This is a genomic window from Aeromonas sp. R3-1 (assembly GCF_040908345.1).
Taxonomy (GTDB): Bacteria; Pseudomonadota; Gammaproteobacteria; order Enterobacterales; family Aeromonadaceae; genus Aeromonas; species Aeromonas veronii.
The window spans coordinates 1-19609 of record NZ_JBFODN010000259.1 but is presented as its reverse complement, the minus strand read 5'-3'; the positions used below and the strand labels follow the sequence as shown (position 1 = coordinate 19609).

Sequence of the window (19609 nt, the reverse complement as noted above, 5' to 3'; positions counted from 1 at the left end):
GGAGATATTGGCCCCTCGGAAACAGTGCCTGCCGCCGTGCAGGCACTGTCTCTTTTACCCCAGCTAAAACTGATCCTGGTTGGCGACCAGCACCAGACCTCTTCTCTGCTGCAGCAACATGGCTTGCTGAATCATCCCCGCGTTCGTTTCGTACATGCATCCCAGGTAGTTGGCATGGGCGATAAACCGATCGTGGCGCTGCGTACTCTAAAAGACTCCTCCATGCGGGTGGTACTCAATCTGGTGAAAGCCGGTGAGGCCGATGCCTGCGTCAGTGCCGGCAATACAGGTGCGTTGATGGCGATGGCCAAGTGCGTGCTCAAATCCCTACCCGGGGTAGACAGACCCGCCCTCATCAAGGCGTTGCCAACATTGAGTGGCAAACGCACCGTGATGCTGGATCTCGGCGCCAACGTCAGTTGCGATGCGGATACCTTGCTGCAGTTTGCGGTGATGGGCTCTGTCGTGGCCGAAAAGGTCGAAGGCATTGCGTCACCTCGTGTTGCCTTGCTCAACATCGGCGAGGAGGAGATCAAGGGTAACGATCTGGTACGCCACAGCGCCGAATTGTTGCGTCAATGTCCTGCGCTCAATTATGTCGGGTTCGTCGAAGGGGATCGCATCTTCAGCGGCGACAGCGACGTGATTGTCTGTGACGGTTTTGTCGGCAATGTCGCCCTCAAGACGGCAGAAGGGGTGGTGCGGATGATGGCCCAGCTGGCCGGATATCCCCGCAAGAAACGCTCTTTTCTTGGCCGGATCGCCGGATTTATGTTCAAACGGCGTTTTTCTTACCTGAACCCCGACCAGTATAACGGGGCAAGTCTGTTAGGATTGCGCGGCATTGTGGTAAAAAGTCATGGGCGGGCCGAACGGCGCGCTCTGTGTAATGCGATCCTGCTGGCCGCACAAGAGGCCAAACATCAACTTCCACTGCAAATAGCAGATCGCCTTGAAGCTGTCTTCTCTGACAGGGATCTATAAGAACTCTATGCATAGCAAAATTCTGGGTACTGGCAGCTACCTGCCGAGTTCAGTGCGTACCAACGCCGATCTCGAGCAGATGGTTGAGACCAGTGATGAGTGGATCGTGGAACGCACCGGTATCCGTGAGCGCCGTATTGCCGGGGCTGACGAAACCGTTGCCACCCTCTCTTACCAGGCCGCCCAGCGTGCCCTGGATGCAGCTGGCTTGACCGCTGCCGATCTCGATATGATAGTGCTGGCCACTACCAGTGCTGAAAATGCCTTCCCGGCTGCCGCCTGCGAGCTGCAGGGGCTGCTCGGCGTTCCGGGCATTCCTGCCTTTGACGTGGCTGCTGCTTGCGCAGGCTTCACCTACGCACTCTCCATTGCCGATCAGTTCGTCAAATCCGGCGCAGCCCGCCATGTGCTGGTCGTCGGGGCCGATGTGCTCTCCCGCATGTGCGATCCGCAAGATCGCGGCACCATCATCCTGTTTGGTGATGGGGCAGGGGCTGTGATTGTCGGTGCCAGCGAGACGCCGGGCATCCTCTCTACTCATCTCCATGCCGATGGCCGTTATGGCGAACTGCTCAAGCTGCCTCATCCCCGTCGCGGCATGCCGGGTGCCGAGCTCGAAGCCTACATGTATATGAAGGGCAACGATGTGTTCAAGGTCGCGGTCACCCGTCTGAGCGAGATCGTAACCGAAACGTTGGCCGCTGCCGGTATCGAGCCGAGCGAGCTGGATTGGCTGGTGCCGCATCAGGCCAACTTCCGCATCATCAGCGCCACAGCCAAGAAGTTGGGTATGAGCCTCGATAAAGTGGTGCTGACCCTCGACAAGCACGGCAATACCTCTGCCGCTTCCGTTCCGGTCGCCTTTGACGAAGGGGTGCGGGATGGCCGGATCAAACCGGGTCAGCTGGTACTGCTGGAGGCCTTCGGCGGCGGTTTTGCCTGGGGCTCGGCGCTGGTTCGCCTCTGATCTTCGGCGGGATGGTGCGCCCATCATCCCGTCACCGATTTCATTTTTGTCTTATCTAAAAGGAATCAATGATGACCCAATTTGCCATTGCCTTCCCGGGACAAGGTTCCCAGTCCGTTGGCATGCTGGCCGAGCTGGCCGAACAACATGCCGTGATCAAGGAGACCTTCGCCGAGGCGAGTCAGGTGCTGGGTTATGACCTGTTTGCCCTGGTGATGGATGGTCCGGTTGAAGATCTGAACAAAACCTGGCGCACCCAGCCTGCACTGCTGACTGCCTCTGTCGCCCTGTGGCGCCTGTGGCAACAGCAGGGTGGGGCAACTCCTGCCATGATGGCGGGTCACAGCCTGGGTGAGTACTCCGCGCTGGTTTGCAGCGGCGCACTCGATTTTGCCGATGCGGTCAAACTGGTCGAGCTGCGTGGTCTGGCCATGCAAGAAGCGGTACCGGAAGGCACCGGGGCCATGGCGGCCATCATCGGTCTGGATAACGAATCCATCGCCGCCAACTGCGAAAAAGCGGCACAAGGGCAGGTGGTCTCTCCGGTCAACTTCAACTCCCCGGGCCAGGTGGTTATCGCCGGTCACAAAGAGGCCGTTGAGCGCGCCAACGTGCTGATGAAAGAGTCGGGCGCCAAACGTGCACTGCCGTTGCCGGTCTCCGTGCCGTCTCACTGTGCGCTGATGAAACCTGCCGCAGAAAAACTGGCAGCTGCGTTGGACGGGATCGAGATCAAGGTTCCAACCATCGCAGTCATCAATAATGTCGACGTATCCTGTGAACAGGATCCGGCCGCCATCAAGCAAGCGCTGGTACGTCAGCTGTTCAGCCCGGTTCGTTGGACCGAGACTGTCGAGCGGATGGCCAACGAGGGGGTTACCCTCGAGATCGAGATGGGACCGGGCAAAGTGTTGACCGGGCTCGCCAAGCGCATCGACAAGCGCGTGGAAGGCATTCACGCCAACGATGCCGCCTCTTTCGAGCAGGCGCTGGCCCAGATCAAGTAAACAGGAGCAAGTGATGAGCTTTACCGATAAGGTTGTGTTGGTGACCGGTGCCAGTCGTGGCATCGGCCGTGCGATTGCCGAAACATTCGTGGCCCGTGGCGCGAAAGTGGTCGGTACTGCGACCAGCGAGGGCGGTGCCGAGGCGATCAGCGCCTATCTGGGTGACAATGGTTGCGGCATGGCACTGAACGTGACCAGCCAGGAATCCATCGAAGCCGTCTTCGCCGCCATCAAGGCGCGCTTTGGCGACATCGACATCCTGATCAACAACGCGGGTATCACCCGTGACAACCTGTTGATGCGGATGAAAGATGACGAGTGGAACGAGATCATCGATACCAATCTGACCTCGCTTTACCGTCTGAGCAAACCGGTGTTGCGTGCCATGATGAAGAAACGTCATGGTCGCATCATCAGCATTGGCTCCGTGGTGGGAACCATGGGCAATGCCGGTCAGGTCAACTATGCTGCCGCCAAGGCCGGTCTGGTTGGTTTTACCAAATCGTTGGCGCGGGAAGTGGCATCCCGTGGTATCACAGTGAACGCGGTTGCTCCCGGTTTCATCGAAACCGACATGACCCGTGCCCTGAATGACGATCAACGTGCCGGCATCATGAGTCAGGTGCCTGCCGCCCGTTTGGGTGATCCAAAAGAAATTGCCGCAGCTGTGGTATTCTTGGCTTCTGATGAAGCAGCCTATATCACCGGCGAAACCCTGCATGTTAATGGCGGGATGTACATGGTGTAATCAATTTGTCGTAAGATCTGTTCAAATTTGCGATAGTACGCCGAAGTTTGGCACATTTCGTGGTTTGACCAGCGGCAAGCTACTTGCAAACTCACGTCAATTGAATAAACTACCCCAACCAGACGCAAATAGCGTATTTTTAAAGGAAAATTCAGGTCATGAGCAACATCGAAGAACGCGTAAAGAAAATCATCATCGAACAACTGGGTGTTAAAGAGGAAGACGTTAAGAACGCTGCCTCCTTCGTCGACGACCTGGGCGCTGACTCTTTGGATACCGTTGAACTGGTAATGGCGCTGGAAGAAGAATTCGATACCGAAATTCCTGATGAAGAAGCCGAGAAGATCACCACTGTTCAAGCGGCTATCGACTACATCACCGCTAATCAGGAATAAGTTCCTGTTCTGAAAGAAGCGGCCCAAGGGCCGCTTCTTTTGTATTTGTTCCTTTTCAAAACACCTCTCGGAGACTACCTCAGTGTCAAAACGCAGAGTCGTGGTGACCGGCTTGGGGATGCTTTCCCCGGTGGGTAACACTGCCGAATCCAGCTGGCAAGCACTGCTCAACGGGCAGAGCGGCATTTCCCTTATCGAACACTTTGATGCCAGCGAGTTTGCAACCCGCTTCGCAGGTCTGGTCAAGGATTTCGATCCCGAGCAGTACGGTATCAACCGTAAAGACGCTCGCAAGATGGATCTCTTCATTCAATACGGCATCGCGGCCGGTATGCAGGCGCTGGATGATTCCGGCCTGACCATCAATGAAGAGAATGCCGAACGTGTCGGCGTGGCGATTGGCTCCGGTATCGGCGGTCTGGGTCTGATTGAACAGAACCACGAAAGCTTGGTCAATGGCGGCCCGCGCAAGATCAGTCCCTTCTTCGTTCCGTCCACCATCATCAATATGGTGTCCGGTCATCTTTCCATCATGAAAGGTCTGCAAGGGCCGAACATCGCCGTGACTACCGCCTGTACCACGGGTACACATGCCATCGGCATGGCGGGCCGGATGATTGCTTACGGTGATGCCGACGTGATGGTCGCTGGCGGTGCCGAGAAAGCCTCCACCGCGATGGGGATGGGTGGTTTTGCTGCCGCCAAGGCACTCTCCAACCGCAACGACGAGCCGCAAAAAGCGAGCCGTCCGTGGGATAAAGATCGCGACGGTTTCGTGCTGGGTGACGGTGCCGGGGTACTGGTGCTGGAAGAGTACGAACACGCCAAGGCCCGTGGCGCCAAGATCTACGCCGAGCTGGTCGGTTTTGGCATGAGCGGTGACGCGTACCACATGACTGCGCCTCCTGCAGATGGCAACGGTGGTGCTCGCGCCATGAAAAATGCAATCAAGGATGCCGGCATTGCCCCCGAGCAGATTGGTTACATTAACGCGCACGGTACCTCCACCCCGCTGGGTGATGTGGCCGAGCTGCGTGGCATGAAGTCGGTGTTTGGTGAGCACGCCAAATCCCTGATGGTCAGCTCCACCAAGTCCATGACCGGTCACCTGTTGGGCGCCGCCGGTGCCATCGAGGCGATCATCACTGTGTTGGCCCTGCGTGATCAGGTGGCTCCGCCCACCATCAACCTGGATAACCCGGATGATGAGTGCGATCTGGATCTGGTACCCCATGTGGCCAAGCCAGGTAGCTTCGAGTACGCCCTTTCCAACTCGTTTGGTTTTGGCGGCACCAATGGCTCACTGATCTTCAAACGCGTATAATTTGCCGCAGGGCAAAGACACAGGCCCGATACTGCCGGTATCGGGCCTTTTTTATCGGAGGGATCCCTTTGCTTATCAATGGCATGAAGCTTGATACGATCTCGGCCTATGATCGGGGGCTGGCTTATGGTGACGGTCATTTCACCACCATGGCGGTCAGGGAGGGGCGCGTGTTGCAGTGGCCTGCCCATCTGGCACGGTTGCAGCAGGCGAACAACCGGTTGGGATTGGTTGAACCGGACTGGGATCTCTTGACCCGGGAGGTTGAAGAGATGGTGGCCGAGCAGCCACAATGCGTGGCCAAGGTGATCCTGACCCGCGGCGAAGGGGGGCGGGGCTATGATGGCAGCGTATGTCAGCACACAACCCGGATTGTCACTCTGGCGTCATTTCCCACTCACTATGGCCAGTGGCAACAGGAGGGGATCGAGATAGTGGTGTGCCGCCAGCGGATCGGCGATGCGCCCATGCTGGCCGGGCTTAAAACTTTGAATCGTCTGGAGCAGGTATTGCTGAAAAGCGAACTTGTCAGTCGAAATGCAGTCGAAGGGATAGTGCTTAACAGTCGCGGTTTTCTCATTGAAGGGGTCAGTGCCAATCTGTTTTGGCGTCGGGGCAAGACGGTGTTTACGCCCGATCTCGCCCGCGGTGGTGTCGATGGCATCATGCGCCGCCAGGTGATGGCGATGCTGAAACAGATGAGTATTGAGTTGCGTGTGGTAGAGGCTCCGCTGGAGTCACTATGGCAGGCGGAAGAGGTGTGGCTCACCAATACCCTGATGGGGATCGTGCCGGTCAATGGCATCGAGGATATCCATTATCCCCCAGCGGTATTGAGTCGCCGTTTACAGGAGCGTTTGGTCATTGAAGTTTAATCGGCTTTACACCCTGCTCGCGGGGGCGGCACTGACGGTAGCCGCTGCCGGGGGCTATGTACATTACAAATGGCAACAGGTAGAAACGCTCACCAACAAGGGGCCGACCCGGCTCTTTACGGTGGAGAAGGGCGCCCATGCGGCGCGCCTCATCGCCGAACTGGGGGAGGGGGAAGCCAGCCCCTGGGCGGTGCGGCTCTGGCTGCGCAGCCATCCCGAACTGGTGGCCATCAAATCGGGCACCTATGAAATCAAGGAAGGGGCCCCTCTCAAGGAGACCCTCTCTCTGTTCGCATCGGGCAAGGAGTTTCACTTCAGTCTCACCTTCGTCGAAGGTTCCCGTTTCGAGGATTGGCAGAAGCAACTCTCCAGCGCCCCATATCTTGAGCGATTGACCATCGAGCAATCCGAAGCCGACCTGGCGCAGGAGCTCGGCATCGAGAATGGCAAGCTGGAGGGGTGGTTCCTGCCGGAAACCTACGCCTATACCACCCATGCCAGCGATCTCTCGATCTTGCGCCGTGCCCATCAGGATATGGAGACCTTCCTGCAGCAGAGCTGGGAAAAACGTCAGGCCAACCTGCCTTACAAGACCCCCTATGAGGCGTTGATCATGGCCTCCATTATCGAGAAAGAGACCGGCCAGCCGGACGAGCGGGCGCAGATCGCCTCCGTATTCGTCAACCGTCTGCGTCTGGGCATGAAGTTGCAGACTGATCCCACCGTCATTTACGGGGTGAAGGATCGCTACGACGGCAACATTCGCCGCAGTGATCTGACCGACAAGAATCCCTACAACACTTATGTGATCGACGGTCTGCCGCCCACGCCCATCGCCATGCCGGGCAAGGCCTCCATCGAAGCTGCGCTTAACCCCAAGTCGACCGACTATCTCTACTTTGTCGCCAAGGGGGGCGGTGCCCACTATTTCTCCAAGACCCTCGATGAACACAATCGGGCGGTTCGCGAATACATATTGAAGAAACCTTAATGTCTAAATTTATTGTGATCGAAGGATTGGAAGGGGCAGGGAAGAGCTCGGCCGTGCGTTATGTGACCGACTATCTGCAGCGCCACGGCATCAACCGGATCGAGTGCACTCGCGAGCCGGGTGGTACGCCGCTGGCCGAGCGGATGCGGGCCATCGTCAAAGAGGTGCACGACGAGCGCCTCACCATCGAGGCGGAACTGCTGCTGATGTATGCCTCCCGGGTACAACTGGTGGAGACCCGCATCAAACCCGCACTGGCCGACGGTGTCTGGGTGGTGGGGGATCGCCACGATCTCTCCTCCCAGGCCTATCAGGGTGGCGGCCGTGGTATCGATGCCCAGCTTATCGGAGCCATCAAGCAGGCAGTGCTCGGCAACTTCAAGCCTGATCTCACCCTCTATCTCGATATCGATCCTGCCCTTGGCTTGCAGCGTGCTCGCCATCGCGGCGAGCTGGATCGCATCGAACTGGAGCAACTGAGCTTCTTCGAGCGTACCCGAACTCGTTATCTCGAACTGGCCGCCAAGGATGATTCCATTGTGGTGATCGATGCGGCGCAAACGCCGGAACAGGTCAAAGTTGCCATCGAGCGTGCATTGGATCACTATCTGTCGAACGAGCCGCTATGTATCCCTGGCTGATCCCCGACTGGCATGCCCTGAGCCAGACGGCCCAGTCCGGTCGTCTCGGCCACGCCTGGTTGTTGCTGGGCGATCCCGGTCTTGGCAAGGAGCAACTGGCCGAGCGGCTGGCGCGTTTGCACCTTTGCCAGCAACCGGATCGCGGAGAGCCATGCGGCCACTGCCACTCTTGCCAGCTGTTTGACAAGGGCAACCACCCGGATCTCGGCACCATAACTCGCGACAGCAAGACCATCGGGGTCGAGGCCATTCGCGAGATCTGCACCCGGCTGCAGGGCTCTGCCCAGCTCGGCCGTGGCAAGGTGGTGATCATTCCTGATGCGGAGCGGATGACCGAATCGGCAGCCAATGCCCTGTTGAAAACCCTGGAAGAGCCGGCTGGTGACAGCTTGCTGTTGCTGATTGCCTCCCAGGTGTCCCGGCTGCTTCCAACCATTCTCAGTCGCTGTCACAAACATGTCTGTCAGTTGCCTGTGGAAGGGGAAACAGTACGCTGGTTGGCCGAGCAGGGTCATCAGGCCACTCTGGCTCAGGTGCGGATCTGTCAAGGGGCTCCGCTGCGGGTACTCGACTATATCGAGCAGCAACAGGACGGTACTCGCCGCGAATTGCTGGAACAGTTTGTCGCCCTGAGTCAAAGTCCGGTCAAGGCGACGGCACTGTGCAGCCAGCTTGGTCAGGAGACGCAGGTCAGGTTGCACTGGTTGCAGCTCTTCTTGTGCGATGCCCTGAAAACCCAGGCCGGATGTGGTCACCATCAGCTGGCGATGCCGGACTTGGCAATCTTGAGTCAACGGTTGGCGGAGCAGCACTCCAGCGAAAAACTGCTGGAGGCAGAACAAGATCTGGTTGCCCTGAAAGCGGCATGCCAGCCGGGTCAGCTCTCCAATCCCACCATCCATCTGATGAACTGGCTCAGTCGCTGGTTATAAGTACCGACAAGCAGAAAGGTTTTATATGTTACTCGTTGATTCCCACTGTCATCTCGATCGCCTCAGCTATGGCAGCAAGCAGACCAGCATGGCTGATGTACTGGCAAAGGCCGCGAAACTGGACGTGGGATATTTTCTCTGTGTCAGTGTGACTCAGGCACAGTTCCCGACCATGCTCGAGGCGATCGCTCCCTATCCCCAGGTATTTGCCTCCTGCGGGGTACACCCGCTCAATCAGGAACCCGGTGTCGATGCCGAGTTGCTGCTCAAGCAAGCTGCCGATCCACGTGTGGTGGCCATCGGTGAGACCGGTCTCGATTACTTTTACTCGCCCGAGAACAAGGACGTTCAGCAAGCCTCTTTCCGCGAACATATCCGTGTTGCTCGCGCGCTGAACAAGCCGCTGATCATCCATACCCGCGATGCCCAGCAAGATACCTTGCAGATCATGCGTGAAGAGGGTGCTGATCAGGTTGGCGGTGTGCTGCACTGCTTCACCGAATCCCTCGAAATGGCAGAAGCAGCAATGGCGATGGGGTTCTATATCTCCATCTCCGGGATCGCCACCTTCAAAAATGCGTCCGCCCTGCAAGAGGTGGTCAAGGCTCTGCCCCTCGACAGATTGCTGGTCGAGACCGACTCGCCCTATCTTGCCCCCGTGCCGCATCGGGGGAGGGAGAACGAACCTGCCTTTGTGCGAGACGTTGCGCAGTTTATTGCTGATCTGCGTCATATTCCGCTTGATGAATTGGCAGAAGCCACCAGCCGGAATTTCTTTGAACTATTCAAACTGGCGAAAAAATAACACAGAAGCCCCGTTGCTCGGGGCTTTTTATATTTCAAATACCAAGCTGATTACCCACCTGAAAATCAACCTAGCACAACGTTATCTCTCACCCACCCATTCAACTCGTTCATCCACACAAAACTGGGTGAATGATATTCCGATGTTTCGTTTTTTCACCGTGGTTGAAGGGTATTAAAACATCAGGCTATAAGTATCGATAATATTCATTATCGATACTTGATGTATGGGAAGGATCCTGTAAGATCCTCTCAAACTTCATATGAATCATAGAGTTCCGTGGCATATCCAACCTTGTCCAATCCAGCTCATCAGTCACTGCAGACTATTTTCGATGCCCAGCTAAATAGTCGAGCACGACGCTTTTTGCGCAGTGCAAAAGCGGATTCCACCCTCAATGCCTATCAGGCGGATACCCGTATTTTTGTCTTCTGGTGCCAATTGCACGGGCTGGATCCGCTACAGACGACCCATCACGACATCATGAATTTTCTCGCTGATCAGGCCGACGGCGTATTGGCCGACTGGATATGGTTGGATAAAGAGGAGGGGAAGGGGGAACTGCGTAATGGCGAGCCTCGAAAACCGGCAACCCTGGTGAGACGGCTGGCGGGGATCCGTTATGCCTTCAAGCAGAAAGGCATTCACCCCATGCCCACCGAACATCCCGAAATCAAGGAGATGATGCGCGGTATTGTCAGGTTGGGGGATAACCGTAAACGCAAAACCGGCGCCCTGACGCTGCAACCATTGACCCAGGTGCTTGATGGCATCGACACCGGTGATCTGGCTGGCTTGCGTGATCACACCCTGCTGCTCTTGATGTTCAGTGGCGCCTTGCGCCGCTCGGAAGCAGCCCGAATTGAGGTGAGCGATCTCGATTTTGTGGGGCAGGGGATCCGCCTTCGCCTCAAACCGAGCAAGCATCAGCTCCATGAAACCGAGATAGCCCTTATCCCGGGCAAACACTATTGCCCCGTGTCGGCACTGCAAAAATGGCTACACAAAAGCCGGATCAGCGAGGGGCCGCTGTTTCGGCGCATGAACCGCTGGGGCCAACTGATGGCCGAGCCACTCGGCCCCCAGGGCATCAATCTGATGATCAAGCGGCGAACAGGCCAAACCATAGACGATCTCTACGTCAGTGGCCATAGCCTGCGGCGCGGTTTTATCACCTCGGCGGTAACAGCCGGCAAACCGATGAACAAGATCATTGAAGTCACTCGCCACAAGGATATGCGAACCCTGCAGGAGTACTTCGATGATGCCCATAAATTCTCCGATCATGCCCTTGATGGCTTGCTTTGACACAACTGCGTCACTTCATTTTTTATGTTAAATGATATCTTGTTGATCTGATGATATATTTGCCGTGCAGCCAGCAGCCCAAGGTGGAAGGGGCATCTTCCAATGGATAATGGCATGTGATGAGAGATAACAAACTCGGAAACGTAATATCGCAAGGACATATGAGAGCCAAGAAATGACAGTGCGTGAAGAGCAAGAGGCGGGGCCCCAAAACAATGCCGAGCGGCAGCGCCAACATGTAAAACGCAAGCAGGAGACCCATACCCGGCTGCAATGCTGGATCAGCAATCGCCACGCCGAGCGATTGGCCGCTCTGGGTCTTCATCTCGAAGACAGTCAGGCATCACTTATCGAGCAGGCGATCGATCTGCTCTACCAACATGAGCTGGGTAGAGAACCTCCGTTTGAAAACAGAGTCGCCATACAGGTCGAAGAGACTGTTGGATAGACACAAGAGTGAAGTAACAGCGATACGTGAAGAGATAAAAAAAGCCAGGTACGAATTCCTTGTACCTGGCATAGGGGAATTGGCTCCTTGCAGAGCCGTGCGCTAACTGGTGTTCGGATTGCCTTAAGCTTAGACAAGGCTCAAGGCTTTTCAAGATCCGAAGAAAAGTTCAACCAGAGTGTGGGTATTTCAGGCTCGTTCAAGTGCTTATGCACCGAGCGGCCCACTACGCATTGAACAGATTGGTGTCACGCACCAGCTCGCGGGGGAGGGCATTCTTGACTCGACTCCCTACCCATTTCCCCATGCCCAGGGTATGCCCCTGATAGCGGACGATCACCTCGCCAGCGCCAGCATCCTGTTCTGGCCAGACATCCCGCCCCATCATGAATTCCCGCGCATTGGCGCTATCCAGCTCGACCACGCCCTTGCTCGCTTTATCGCCATAGGCCAGTGCCCACTCATGAGTGAGGCGATAGCCTTTCTTGAAGGTCTCGGCCAACTTGATGCCGATGCGATCGAAACGCAACTTGCCCTGCACCTGATCAAACTGCTGGGGGAAGAGCCAGATCTCGTCATTGCGGCCAAACAGCTGACCCTGCGGTGCCACCCCGAAGTTGGCTTCGATCTCGCGCAACATGGGTTCCGCCTCTTTGGCAGGAAGCGGCGCAAAAGGGAATTTACCCAGCTTGCCAGGCTTGAACATGGTGTTGGGCACAGAGTGATGCTTGCTCAATCTGGCGACAAAAAAGCCTTCACTGTCGAAGATCTGGGGCCAAACGTGCAGGTATCCTTCGTATGTACAGGCCTGCTCTGCATGGGGGAACAGGTCTGCCAGCGAGTCAAAACTCAAGGCATCGCCAAACTTGTCCAGCAGGGATTGGCAGACCGCCTGATTCTCCTGTTCACTCAAGGTACAGGTGGAGTAGACCAGTACGCCACCCGGTTTCAAGGCATGGAAGGCACTCTCCAGCAGCCCCTGCTGCACCGCCGCGATCTCGTCGATGCTCTCGATACTCCAGTTGCGCAGCGCATTTTCATCCTTGCGCACCGTACCTTCACCGGAGCAGGGGGCATCGAGCAGGATGGCGTCGAAGGTCTCCGGCAACCACTGGCCAAATACCTTGGCATCAAAATGGGTCATCCCCACATTGGTCACGCCGCAGCGCTGGATATTGGCGCTAAGCACTTTCAACCGGCTGCTGGAAAACTCGTTGGCAACCAGCATTCCCTGATTGTTCATCAGAGCCGCGATCTGGGTGGTCTTGGAGCCGGGGGCCGCCGCCGCATCCAGCAACATGCCATCCGCTTTGATCTTGTCGCTGGCAAAGAGCGCCGTCACCGGCAGCATGGAGCTCGCTTCCTGAATGTAGAAGAGCCCGCTCAAGTGCTCGGCGGTGTTGCCAAGGGGGACGGTTTCATCGCTGCGGGTCAGCCAGAAGCCGGTATCACACCAGGGCACAGGGTCGAGCTGCCAACCCAGTGGCTCCATCTGGGCGACGAAATCCGAGACGGCGATCTTCAAGGTATTGACCCGAATGCTGCGGCGCAGCGGACGTCGACAACTGGCCACAAACTCATCCATCGAGAGATGGGCCGGCATGATGGCCGCAATGTGACGTAAAAAGTAATCGGGAAGGAAGGTGTTGTCGTGCACTGTGCCGTCTCGTTGACCGAAAAAGAGGGGCGATATCCTACCACAAGGCTAAGAATATTCTGAATCTGAACCCTATCAACAGGCACCGGAATATAAAAAAGCCCGGCACTGTGCCGGGCTTGGATGAGATACAAAGGGAAGAGATCAGGGCTGGATACGCGGACTCCACTCCAGCCACTCTTTCTCGGCCTTGCCATAGAGCGGATAGCTGTGGCCAGCCTTGACGGTTGGACCCATCTCTCTCTCCGGCGTATTGAAAGCAATGCCGCCGGCCAGCAGGCTCTGCACCGTCTCAACTTCGATAGTGCCGCCGGTCAGCCCGATATCCGCCTTGACCCCGGAGACATTCCAGAAACGGGAGTTGGCCCGCACCAGATGGGCATACTCCTGATCTACGTTCACGTCGATCACCACCTCGCTGCCATCCCGAGCCAGCGCCACCTTGGTGACACTGCCCACCACCATCTTGCGAAACAGCAGCGGACTGCCGACGCTCAGGCCATTGACGGAGGGGCTCTTGAGGGTCAGGGCCAGACCCAGAGGACCGGTCTGACTCAAAGGGAAACGATCTTTGCCAGCGCCTTTACCGGGTTGTGCTTCTACAAACGCCCCCTTGATCAGGGTATCGAGGTGAGCGACACCGCCCAGCCCCAGCTTGGCCTGCACCAGAGTAAAGCGGGCGCCGGACTGCAGGAAACGCTCGGCGTAGTGGCCATCGAGTTCCGCCTTGAAGATCACCTGACCCAGTGACGGCTCCAGCTCGATCTCTTCAATTTTGCCGATATCGACACCACGATAGCGGATCGGGCTGCCAATCCCGAGCCCCGGATTGCTCTCTGCCACCAGTGACAGCTGGCGCACCTTGGCCTTGGCTTGCTCCCTGGAATCGAACAGTTGATGACTGCTGCGGCCATTGGCCAACCGATCGAACTCGATGGCACCGCGCAGCAAGGTACCGAGGTTGCCCACCTTGACCTGCACACCATCGACCCGCACCTTGGTGTCGATGGCCGGTTTTTTCCAGAACTGGGGTTGCTGGGCGAGGAGGGGAGCATAGACGCCATCAATTTCTAGCTCGATCTCGACCCCCTCTTTGGCGGCGCGCAGCTGTTTGACCTTGCCCGCTTCCAGCCCCAGATAGAGCACAGGCGAGCCAATGCCAATGCCATCGGCTTGATCTGCTTTGAGCAACCAGCGCTGCGGCTTGGCATCACGGGTGCCGAGCAGTGCCAACTCCTGACTGGGGTAGAGACGGTTAATCCGCTCGCCACTCCTGGCTTGTACCAGCTTGATCCCGCCCCCCAACCAGGCACTGGCCGGACTGGTTTCTACCTTGATGCCGCTCAGATCGGCATCGATCTGCAACGGGGCGGCGCGATAGAAGCGGGCACGGTTGAGCAGATGGCCATAGTTCGGCGCCATCACCAGCTCAATGCTGGCATTGCCGCGCGCATCCAGGGTGAGCTGGCTGATACGGCCCACCTGCAATCCCTTGTACCAGACAGGTGCATCCTGATTGAGCCCTGCCAGATCGTCAGCCTGCAGCGTCACCTTGGTGCCGCTCTGGGGCGCGCGATCGGTCAGGGTCATCTTCTGTACCGGTTTGCCCGCCACATAGTCGAGGCGAATGGCCGGGCCGGAGAGCAGGCGATCTGCATGCTGCACACCGGTCGCGGAGAGGGAGACGCTCTCCCACACCAGCTGGCTCTTGTCGGTAATGCGATAGGCCTGCTCCGGGTTTATCAGCGCTGTGACCATCCGGCCTTTGTCGGTGAGACGAATGGGGTCGATGCGACCGATCTCGATCCCCTCATAGAGGATGGGCATCCCCTCCTTGACCGGAAGATTGCCAGCCGCAATGTCGATACGCTCGCCACGCGCCGCTTCCGCAAGCCCTTTATAGAGGACGAAAGTCTGTCCCTTCTCCGGCTCCGGTGATTCTTTGGGCGAGTCAAAGGCAATGCCGCCGCTCAGAATGGAGGTGAGGCTGCCAGCCTCGACGCTGACGCCAGCCAGACTGAAAGAACCCTTGATGCCGCTAATGTTCCAGAAGCGGGTATCGGCTTTGATCAGATGCTCGAAACGCGGCTCGATCACCAAATCCAGAATGACGTTCTGGTTGTCTTGACCCAGGCGCGTATTGATGACGCTGCCAACCTCGATACCGCGGAAATAGAGCTTGGCGCCAATCCCCACCGAACCCAGCGAATCGGCGGTCAGGTGCAGCATGCGCCCCTGAGCCTGATAGCCGGGGGGAGGGCCCTCCAGTGCATCAAAGGTCTCCTCCAGCGGATTGCTTTCACGCCCCGGTTGCAGGTTGATGTAGTTGCCGGAGACCAGGGTATCGAGGCCAGAGATCTCGGTGAGCGACGCCTTGGGGCTCACCAGCCAGAAGTCGGATCCCTTGCGGATCAGCGGTCTGGCACGGCTGTCAATCTTGGCCATCACCGCAATCTTGCGGCCATCTTCAGCCAGCTCCAGCTCCTGCACCACACCGATGGCCACCCCCTGATAACGAACCTGGGTTTTACCCGGCAAGATGCCGTTGCCCTGGGCGAAGTTGATCTGGATAAGCTGGCCACGGCTCAATACCTGCTGATAGAGAAAGCCACCCGCCAGCAGCAGGGCTATCAGGGGTAACAGCCAGACCGGCGATAACCAGCGGCGCTTTTCGATGACGGGTTCAGCCCCGATCATAGTGACTCCTTATTGGCTGGATTAAACAGCACATCAGACAAAAACAGAGAAATCATCAACGGGCCGCCTTGTCCCACAGTAAACGGGTATCGAGCATGCGGGCCGACATCATGGTCAGCACCACCACACCGGCAAAGGCGGTGGCCCCCGGGCCTGCGCGGACACTCAGCAGCACACCCCGATCGACCAGCGCCACCATCAGCGAAATCACGAACAAGTCCAGCATCGACCAGCGACCGATAAAATCGATCACCCGATACATCACCAGCTGGCGCTTGCGCCGCACCGGTTTGGCCCGCTGCAACTGCCAGCAGATCCAGCCCAGCCCCAATATTTTTCCCACCGGCACCAGTATGCTGGCGGTGAGGACTATGGTGGCAATCCCGCTCATTTTGCTGCGATAGAGCATCATGATACCGCTGAAGATGGTATCTGACTGCAGCAACCCCTTGTTGTAGAAATGGGTAATGGGCAACAGATTGGCAGGCAACAACATAAAGGTGGCAAGTGCCAGCAAGCCCCACGACCAGGCGAGGGAGCGGGGGATGCGCACCTGCAACTTGCTGCTGCAGCGGGGGCAGACTGCCCCGGCTTGATAGCGCACCAGCAAACCACAGGTATGGCAGCGACAGAGTCCCATCTCACGGGCGCTGGTCATGTTCCGGCTCCTTTAACGGGATCCGCGCCCAGTAGGGGGCGGGGTCAAACAGGATCAGCAGGGTCATGTTGAGCAGCATCAGAATACCGAGGCTGAGCAACCCGCCACCGAGGCGCACATCGGCGATGTCGATCAGTTTGAACAGGGCAACCAGCAGGCTGACGATATAGACCTCCAGCATGGCCCAGTGGCGAAACACCTCGACCAGCTTCAAGGTGACGGGAAGAATGTGCCAACTTTTTGCCAGACCCGAAGCCAGCGCAAAGATCCCTGCCAATAACCCCACCGGCGCCAACACGGCGCACCAGAGCACCAGGCTGGCTACCCACCATTCACCTTCGCCAAACAGCACCAGGATACCGCGCAGCAGGTCGGCGTCGGTGTTGACCCCAGCCAGCCGCAGATATATCAGCGGTTCAAAAAAAGCGGAGGGCAGCAGCAGAAATCCGGTGATGGTCAGGGCCATCAACTGGGAGGGACGAAAGGCATAACGGCCATAGAGATGTTGGTGACAACGCGGGCAGTGGGCATGGCGACGCAGCGGCAGTGCTTTGCGCTGGATCAGCAAGTCGCACGCCGGACAGACAATTACGGAACCGGGCTCCATCATACAATTCAACCTGTTGAAGGAATTGGTGAAATTTACCCTAAAACCGGTTTCCTGTCTTGCCTGCAGCCGGAATGTTACGAAAGTATAATTGACGTTAACGTAAACGTGATATTAGATAGCCAGACTAGACAGGTGAAAGGAGTCATGATGTCCAGTTTGTCCCCCTCGGCAGGCCTGCGCTTTCGCACCGCCCTTGCCAACGAAAAGCCACTACAGATCGTCGGCACCATCAATGCCTATATGGCGCTGATGGCCGAGCGCAGCGGTTTTCAAGCCCTCTATCTCTCCGGCGCCGGAGTAGCCAATGCCTCCTACGGCTTGCCGGATCTCGGTATGACCTCCCTCAACGACGTGCTGATCGATGCCGAACGGATAACTGCTGCGACCCGTGTGCCGCTGTTGGTCGATATCGATACCGGCTGGGGGGGGGCGTTTAATATCGCCCGCACCATTCGCGCGTTCGAGCGAGCCGGGGTTGCCGCCGTCCATATGGAAGATCAGGTAACTCAGAAGCGCTGTGGTCATCGCCCCAACAAGGCGGTGGTCACGCTGGAGGAGATGTGCGATCGCATCAAGGCGGCAGTGGATGCCCGCGAGAATAGCGACTTCGTCATCATGGCCCGCACCGATGCACTGGCGGTGGAAGGGATGGAGTCGGCTCTTGAACGCACTGCCGCCTATGTGGCCGCCGGTGCCGACATGATCTTCGCCGAGGCGGTGACCGAGCTTGCCCAGTACGACCAGTTCAAGCAGGCGGCCAAAGTGCCGATCCTCGCCAACATGACCGAGTTCGGCAAAACCGAGCTGTTTGACAAAGAGCAACTGGCCGCCCACGGGGTCGACATGGTGCTCTATCCCTTGAGTGCCAACCGGGCCGCCAATCAGGCCGCCCTCAACGTCTATCACCATATTCGCCAGGATGGCCATCAACGCGCCGTCGTGGAGACCATGCAGACCCGGGAGTCGCTCTACGACTTCCTCGGATATCACCACTACGAGCAGACACTGGATCGTCTGTTTTCAGCCAAGGAATAGGAGGCAGCTTATGGGACAGCAAAAACCGTTGGGCGGGGCCGGTCTGCGCGGCCAAAGCGCAGGGGAGACCAGTATCTGCACCGTGGGCAAGAGTGGCACCGGTCTTACCTATCGCGGTTACGACATCAAGGAGCTGGCCGACAGCGCCCAGTTCGAGGAGGTCGCCTATCTGCTGCTCAAGGGGGAGTTGCCCGGTGAGCAGCAGCTTGACGCCTACAAGCGCGAGCTGCGTCGCCTGCGCACCTTGCCCCAGCCGCTATTGGAGGTACTGGAGCGCATTCCCGCCGATGCCCATCCCATGGATGTGCTGCGCACTGGCTGCTCCATGCTCGGTGATCTGGAGCCGGAAGATGGTTTCGAGCATGAGCATGAAGTGGCGGATCGGCTGCTGGCTGCCTTCCCGGGCATTCTGATCTACTGGTACAAGTTCAGCCACGAGGGAGTTCGCATCGCCCTCGACAGCGACGAGGAGTGTATCGGTGGCCACTTTCTGGCGCTGCTCCACCAGAAGGCACCGAGCGAGCTGGAGCGGCGGGTGATGCATGTCTCGCTCATCCTCTACGCCGAGCATGAGTTCAACGCCTCCACCTTTGCGGCGCGGGTTTGCGCCTCGACCCTTTCCGACATGTTCTCCTGTATCACCGCCGCCATCGGTACCCTGCGCGGCCCGCTCCACGGCGGAGCCAACGAGGCGGCCATGGCGATGATCGAAGATTGGCAAGATGAAACGCAGGCAAGGCGCGAACTGCTGGCCAAGCTGGCGGCCAAGGAGAAGATCATGGGCTTTGGCCACGCCATCTACCGCACTTCTGATCCGCGCAGCGTCATCATCAAGGAGTGGTCGGCCAAGCTTGCCGAGGCGGTGGGTGATGATCGCCTCTATCGCGTCTCCTGCGAGGCGGAGAAGGTGATGTGGGAGGAGAAAGAGCTCTTTCCCAACGCCGACTTCTTCCATGCCAGCGCCTATCACTACATGGGGATCCCGACCAAGCTGTTCACGCCTATCTTCGTCTGCTCGCGGGTCACCGGCTGGTGCGCTCACGTGATGGAGCAGCGCGAGCACAACCGGATCATCCGCCCGAGCGCCGATTATGTCGGCCCGGCCCCCCGTCACTTTGTCTCTCTACAACAACGATAAGGAAATCACGATGTCCGCCAACGTCGACGTCAACCACAGACCCGAGCCCGATCAGGTGCTGGTCGATATTGCCGATTATGTCTGCAACCACCCCATGACCAGCGAGGCAGCCCTCGACACCGCCCGCTACTGCCTGATGGATACGCTGGGCTGTGGCCTGCTGGCCCTGCGCTTCCCCGAGTGTACCAAGCACCTGGGCCCCATCGTGCCGGGCACCGTCGTGCCCCATGGTGCCCGGGTGCCCGGTACCCAGCTCTGCCTCGATCCGGTCAAGGCGGCCTGGGATATCGGCGCCATCATCCGCTGGCTCGATTACAACGACACCTGGCTGGCTGCCGAGTGGGGTCACCCATCCGACAATCTGGGGGGCATTCTGGCCACTGCCGACT

The 19609-nt window shown here is 57.9% G+C and carries 20 protein-coding genes; 16 read left to right on the top strand and 4 right to left on the bottom strand.

Annotation, left to right across the window (positions count from 1 at the left end):
• From plsX to AB5Y85_RS17895, 13 genes are all read left to right on the top strand, one after another.
• On the top strand, nucleotides 1-984 hold a 984-nt coding region (gene plsX, locus AB5Y85_RS17955), incomplete at its 5' end, for a phosphate acyltransferase PlsX (RefSeq protein ID WP_368221899.1).
• Nucleotides 985-991: 7 nt separating this feature from the next.
• Complete coding sequence (locus AB5Y85_RS17950) at nucleotides 992-1951, top strand: beta-ketoacyl-ACP synthase III (protein ID WP_257686924.1); 960 nt, start codon at nucleotides 992-994, stop codon at nucleotides 1949-1951.
• A gap of 71 nt (nucleotides 1952-2022) precedes the next feature.
• The gene (gene fabD, locus AB5Y85_RS17945) at nucleotides 2023-2958 is read left to right on the top strand and encodes an ACP S-malonyltransferase (RefSeq protein WP_005333161.1); all 936 of its coding nucleotides are present in this window, start codon (nucleotides 2023-2025) and stop codon (nucleotides 2956-2958) included.
• Nucleotides 2959-2971: 13 nt separating this feature from the next.
• Nucleotides 2972-3706 (top strand): 3-oxoacyl-ACP reductase FabG, encoded by a 735-nt coding sequence (gene fabG, locus AB5Y85_RS17940; protein ID WP_257686925.1) that lies wholly within the window; start codon nucleotides 2972-2974, stop codon nucleotides 3704-3706.
• Between the two features lie 158 nt (nucleotides 3707-3864).
• The gene (gene acpP, locus AB5Y85_RS17935; RefSeq protein WP_005300909.1) at nucleotides 3865-4101 is read left to right on the top strand and encodes an acyl carrier protein; all 237 of its coding nucleotides are present in this window, start codon (nucleotides 3865-3867) and stop codon (nucleotides 4099-4101) included.
• Nucleotides 4102-4183: 82 nt separating this feature from the next.
• On the top strand, nucleotides 4184-5425 hold the full coding sequence (gene fabF, locus AB5Y85_RS17930) for a beta-ketoacyl-ACP synthase II (RefSeq protein ID WP_005360452.1): 1242 nt from the start codon (nucleotides 4184-4186) through the stop codon (nucleotides 5423-5425).
• Nucleotides 5426-5493: 68 nt separating this feature from the next.
• The gene (gene pabC, locus AB5Y85_RS17925; RefSeq protein WP_257686926.1) at nucleotides 5494-6300 is read left to right on the top strand and encodes an aminodeoxychorismate lyase; all 807 of its coding nucleotides are present in this window, start codon (nucleotides 5494-5496) and stop codon (nucleotides 6298-6300) included.
• Nucleotides 6290-7291 carry an endolytic transglycosylase MltG gene (gene mltG, locus AB5Y85_RS17920; protein ID WP_257686927.1) on the top strand — a complete coding sequence of 334 codons (1002 nt, stop codon included), beginning with the start codon at nucleotides 6290-6292 and terminating at the stop codon, nucleotides 7289-7291. The genes pabC and mltG overlap by 11 nt, the downstream gene beginning before the upstream one ends.
• A complete protein-coding gene (gene tmk, locus AB5Y85_RS17915) occupies nucleotides 7291-7932 on the top strand; it encodes a dTMP kinase (protein WP_257686928.1) in 642 nt (213 codons plus the stop codon). The genes mltG and tmk overlap by 1 nt, the downstream gene beginning before the upstream one ends.
• Nucleotides 7917-8864, top strand: coding sequence for a DNA polymerase III subunit delta' (holB, locus tag AB5Y85_RS17910; protein WP_257686929.1), 948 nt, complete (start codon nucleotides 7917-7919; stop codon nucleotides 8862-8864). Before tmk ends, holB begins: the two co-directional genes overlap by 16 nt.
• Nucleotides 8865-8889: 25 nt before the next feature.
• Nucleotides 8890-9669, top strand: a complete 780-nt coding sequence (locus AB5Y85_RS17905) for a TatD family hydrolase (RefSeq protein ID WP_257686930.1) — start codon at nucleotides 8890-8892, stop codon at nucleotides 9667-9669.
• 366 nt (nucleotides 9670-10035) lie between these two features.
• Complete coding sequence (locus AB5Y85_RS17900; protein WP_254204480.1) at nucleotides 10036-10977, top strand: site-specific integrase; 942 nt, start codon at nucleotides 10036-10038, stop codon at nucleotides 10975-10977.
• A 175-nt stretch (nucleotides 10978-11152) separates the two neighbouring features.
• Nucleotides 11153-11425, top strand: a complete 273-nt coding sequence (locus tag AB5Y85_RS17895) for a RepB family protein (RefSeq protein ID WP_128836626.1) — start codon at nucleotides 11153-11155, stop codon at nucleotides 11423-11425.
• Between the two features lie 226 nt (nucleotides 11426-11651).
• Here AB5Y85_RS17895 and rsmF read toward each other — a convergent pair whose 3' ends face one another.
• The 4 genes from rsmF to AB5Y85_RS17875 form a co-directional block, all read right to left on the bottom strand.
• Nucleotides 11652-13082 (bottom strand): 16S rRNA (cytosine(1407)-C(5))-methyltransferase RsmF, encoded by a 1431-nt coding sequence (rsmF, locus tag AB5Y85_RS17890; RefSeq protein ID WP_257686932.1) that lies wholly within the window; start codon nucleotides 13080-13082, stop codon nucleotides 11652-11654.
• A 144-nt stretch (nucleotides 13083-13226) separates the two neighbouring features.
• Nucleotides 13227-15779 (bottom strand): MlaD family protein, encoded by a 2553-nt coding sequence (locus AB5Y85_RS17885; RefSeq protein ID WP_257686933.1) that lies wholly within the window; start codon nucleotides 15777-15779, stop codon nucleotides 13227-13229.
• A gap of 55 nt (nucleotides 15780-15834) precedes the next feature.
• Nucleotides 15835-16437, bottom strand: coding sequence for a paraquat-inducible protein A (locus AB5Y85_RS17880; RefSeq protein ID WP_005333132.1), 603 nt, complete (start codon nucleotides 16435-16437; stop codon nucleotides 15835-15837).
• Complete coding sequence (locus AB5Y85_RS17875) at nucleotides 16421-17047, bottom strand: paraquat-inducible protein A (RefSeq protein WP_257686934.1); 627 nt, start codon at nucleotides 17045-17047, stop codon at nucleotides 16421-16423. Before AB5Y85_RS17875 ends, AB5Y85_RS17880 begins: the two co-directional genes overlap by 17 nt.
• A 147-nt stretch (nucleotides 17048-17194) precedes the next feature.
• Between AB5Y85_RS17875 and prpB the strand changes: the two genes are divergently transcribed.
• From prpB to AB5Y85_RS17860, 3 genes are all read left to right on the top strand, one after another.
• Entirely contained in the window at nucleotides 17195-18082 is an 888-nt protein-coding gene (gene prpB / locus AB5Y85_RS17870) for a methylisocitrate lyase (RefSeq protein ID WP_257686998.1), read from the top strand.
• 10 nt (nucleotides 18083-18092) lie between these two features.
• A complete protein-coding gene (gene prpC, locus AB5Y85_RS17865) occupies nucleotides 18093-19220 on the top strand; it encodes a 2-methylcitrate synthase (RefSeq protein ID WP_257686935.1) in 1128 nt (375 codons plus the stop codon).
• Between the two features lie 10 nt (nucleotides 19221-19230).
• Nucleotides 19231-19609: MmgE/PrpD family protein (locus tag AB5Y85_RS17860; RefSeq protein ID WP_368221894.1), on the top strand; the 379-nt coding region annotated here is incomplete at its 3' end.

What these genes read in the sequence shown, in the direction of transcription:
- AB5Y85_RS17950 (WP_257686924.1), top strand. Translation starts at nt 992, where the DNA reads ATGCATAGCAAAATTCTGGGTACTGGCAGCTACCTGCCGAGTTCAGTG.
- fabD (WP_005333161.1), top strand. Translation starts at nt 2,023, where the DNA reads ATGACCCAATTTGCCATTGCCTTCCCGGGACAAGGTTCCCAGTCCGTT.
- fabG (WP_257686925.1), top strand. Translation starts at nt 2,972, where the DNA reads ATGAGCTTTACCGATAAGGTTGTGTTGGTGACCGGTGCCAGTCGTGGC.
- acpP (WP_005300909.1), top strand. Translation starts at nt 3,865, where the DNA reads ATGAGCAACATCGAAGAACGCGTAAAGAAAATCATCATCGAACAACTG.
- tmk (WP_257686928.1), top strand. Translation starts at nt 7,291, where the DNA reads ATGTCTAAATTTATTGTGATCGAAGGATTGGAAGGGGCAGGGAAGAGC.
- holB (WP_257686929.1), top strand. Translation starts at nt 7,917, where the DNA reads ATGTATCCCTGGCTGATCCCCGACTGGCATGCCCTGAGCCAGACGGCC.
- AB5Y85_RS17905 (WP_257686930.1), top strand. Translation starts at nt 8,890, where the DNA reads ATGTTACTCGTTGATTCCCACTGTCATCTCGATCGCCTCAGCTATGGC.
- AB5Y85_RS17895 (WP_128836626.1), top strand. Translation starts at nt 11,153, where the DNA reads ATGACAGTGCGTGAAGAGCAAGAGGCGGGGCCCCAAAACAATGCCGAG.
- AB5Y85_RS17885 (WP_257686933.1), bottom strand. Translation starts at nt 15,779, where the DNA reads ATGATCGGGGCTGAACCCGTCATCGAAAAGCGCCGCTGGTTATCGCCG.
- AB5Y85_RS17880 (WP_005333132.1), bottom strand. Translation starts at nt 16,437, where the DNA reads ATGACCAGCGCCCGTGAGATGGGACTCTGTCGCTGCCATACCTGTGGT.
- AB5Y85_RS17875 (WP_257686934.1), bottom strand. Translation starts at nt 17,047, where the DNA reads ATGATGGAGCCCGGTTCCGTAATTGTCTGTCCGGCGTGCGACTTGCTG.
- prpB (WP_257686998.1), top strand. Translation starts at nt 17,195, where the DNA reads ATGTCCAGTTTGTCCCCCTCGGCAGGCCTGCGCTTTCGCACCGCCCTT.
- prpC (WP_257686935.1), top strand. Translation starts at nt 18,093, where the DNA reads ATGGGACAGCAAAAACCGTTGGGCGGGGCCGGTCTGCGCGGCCAAAGC.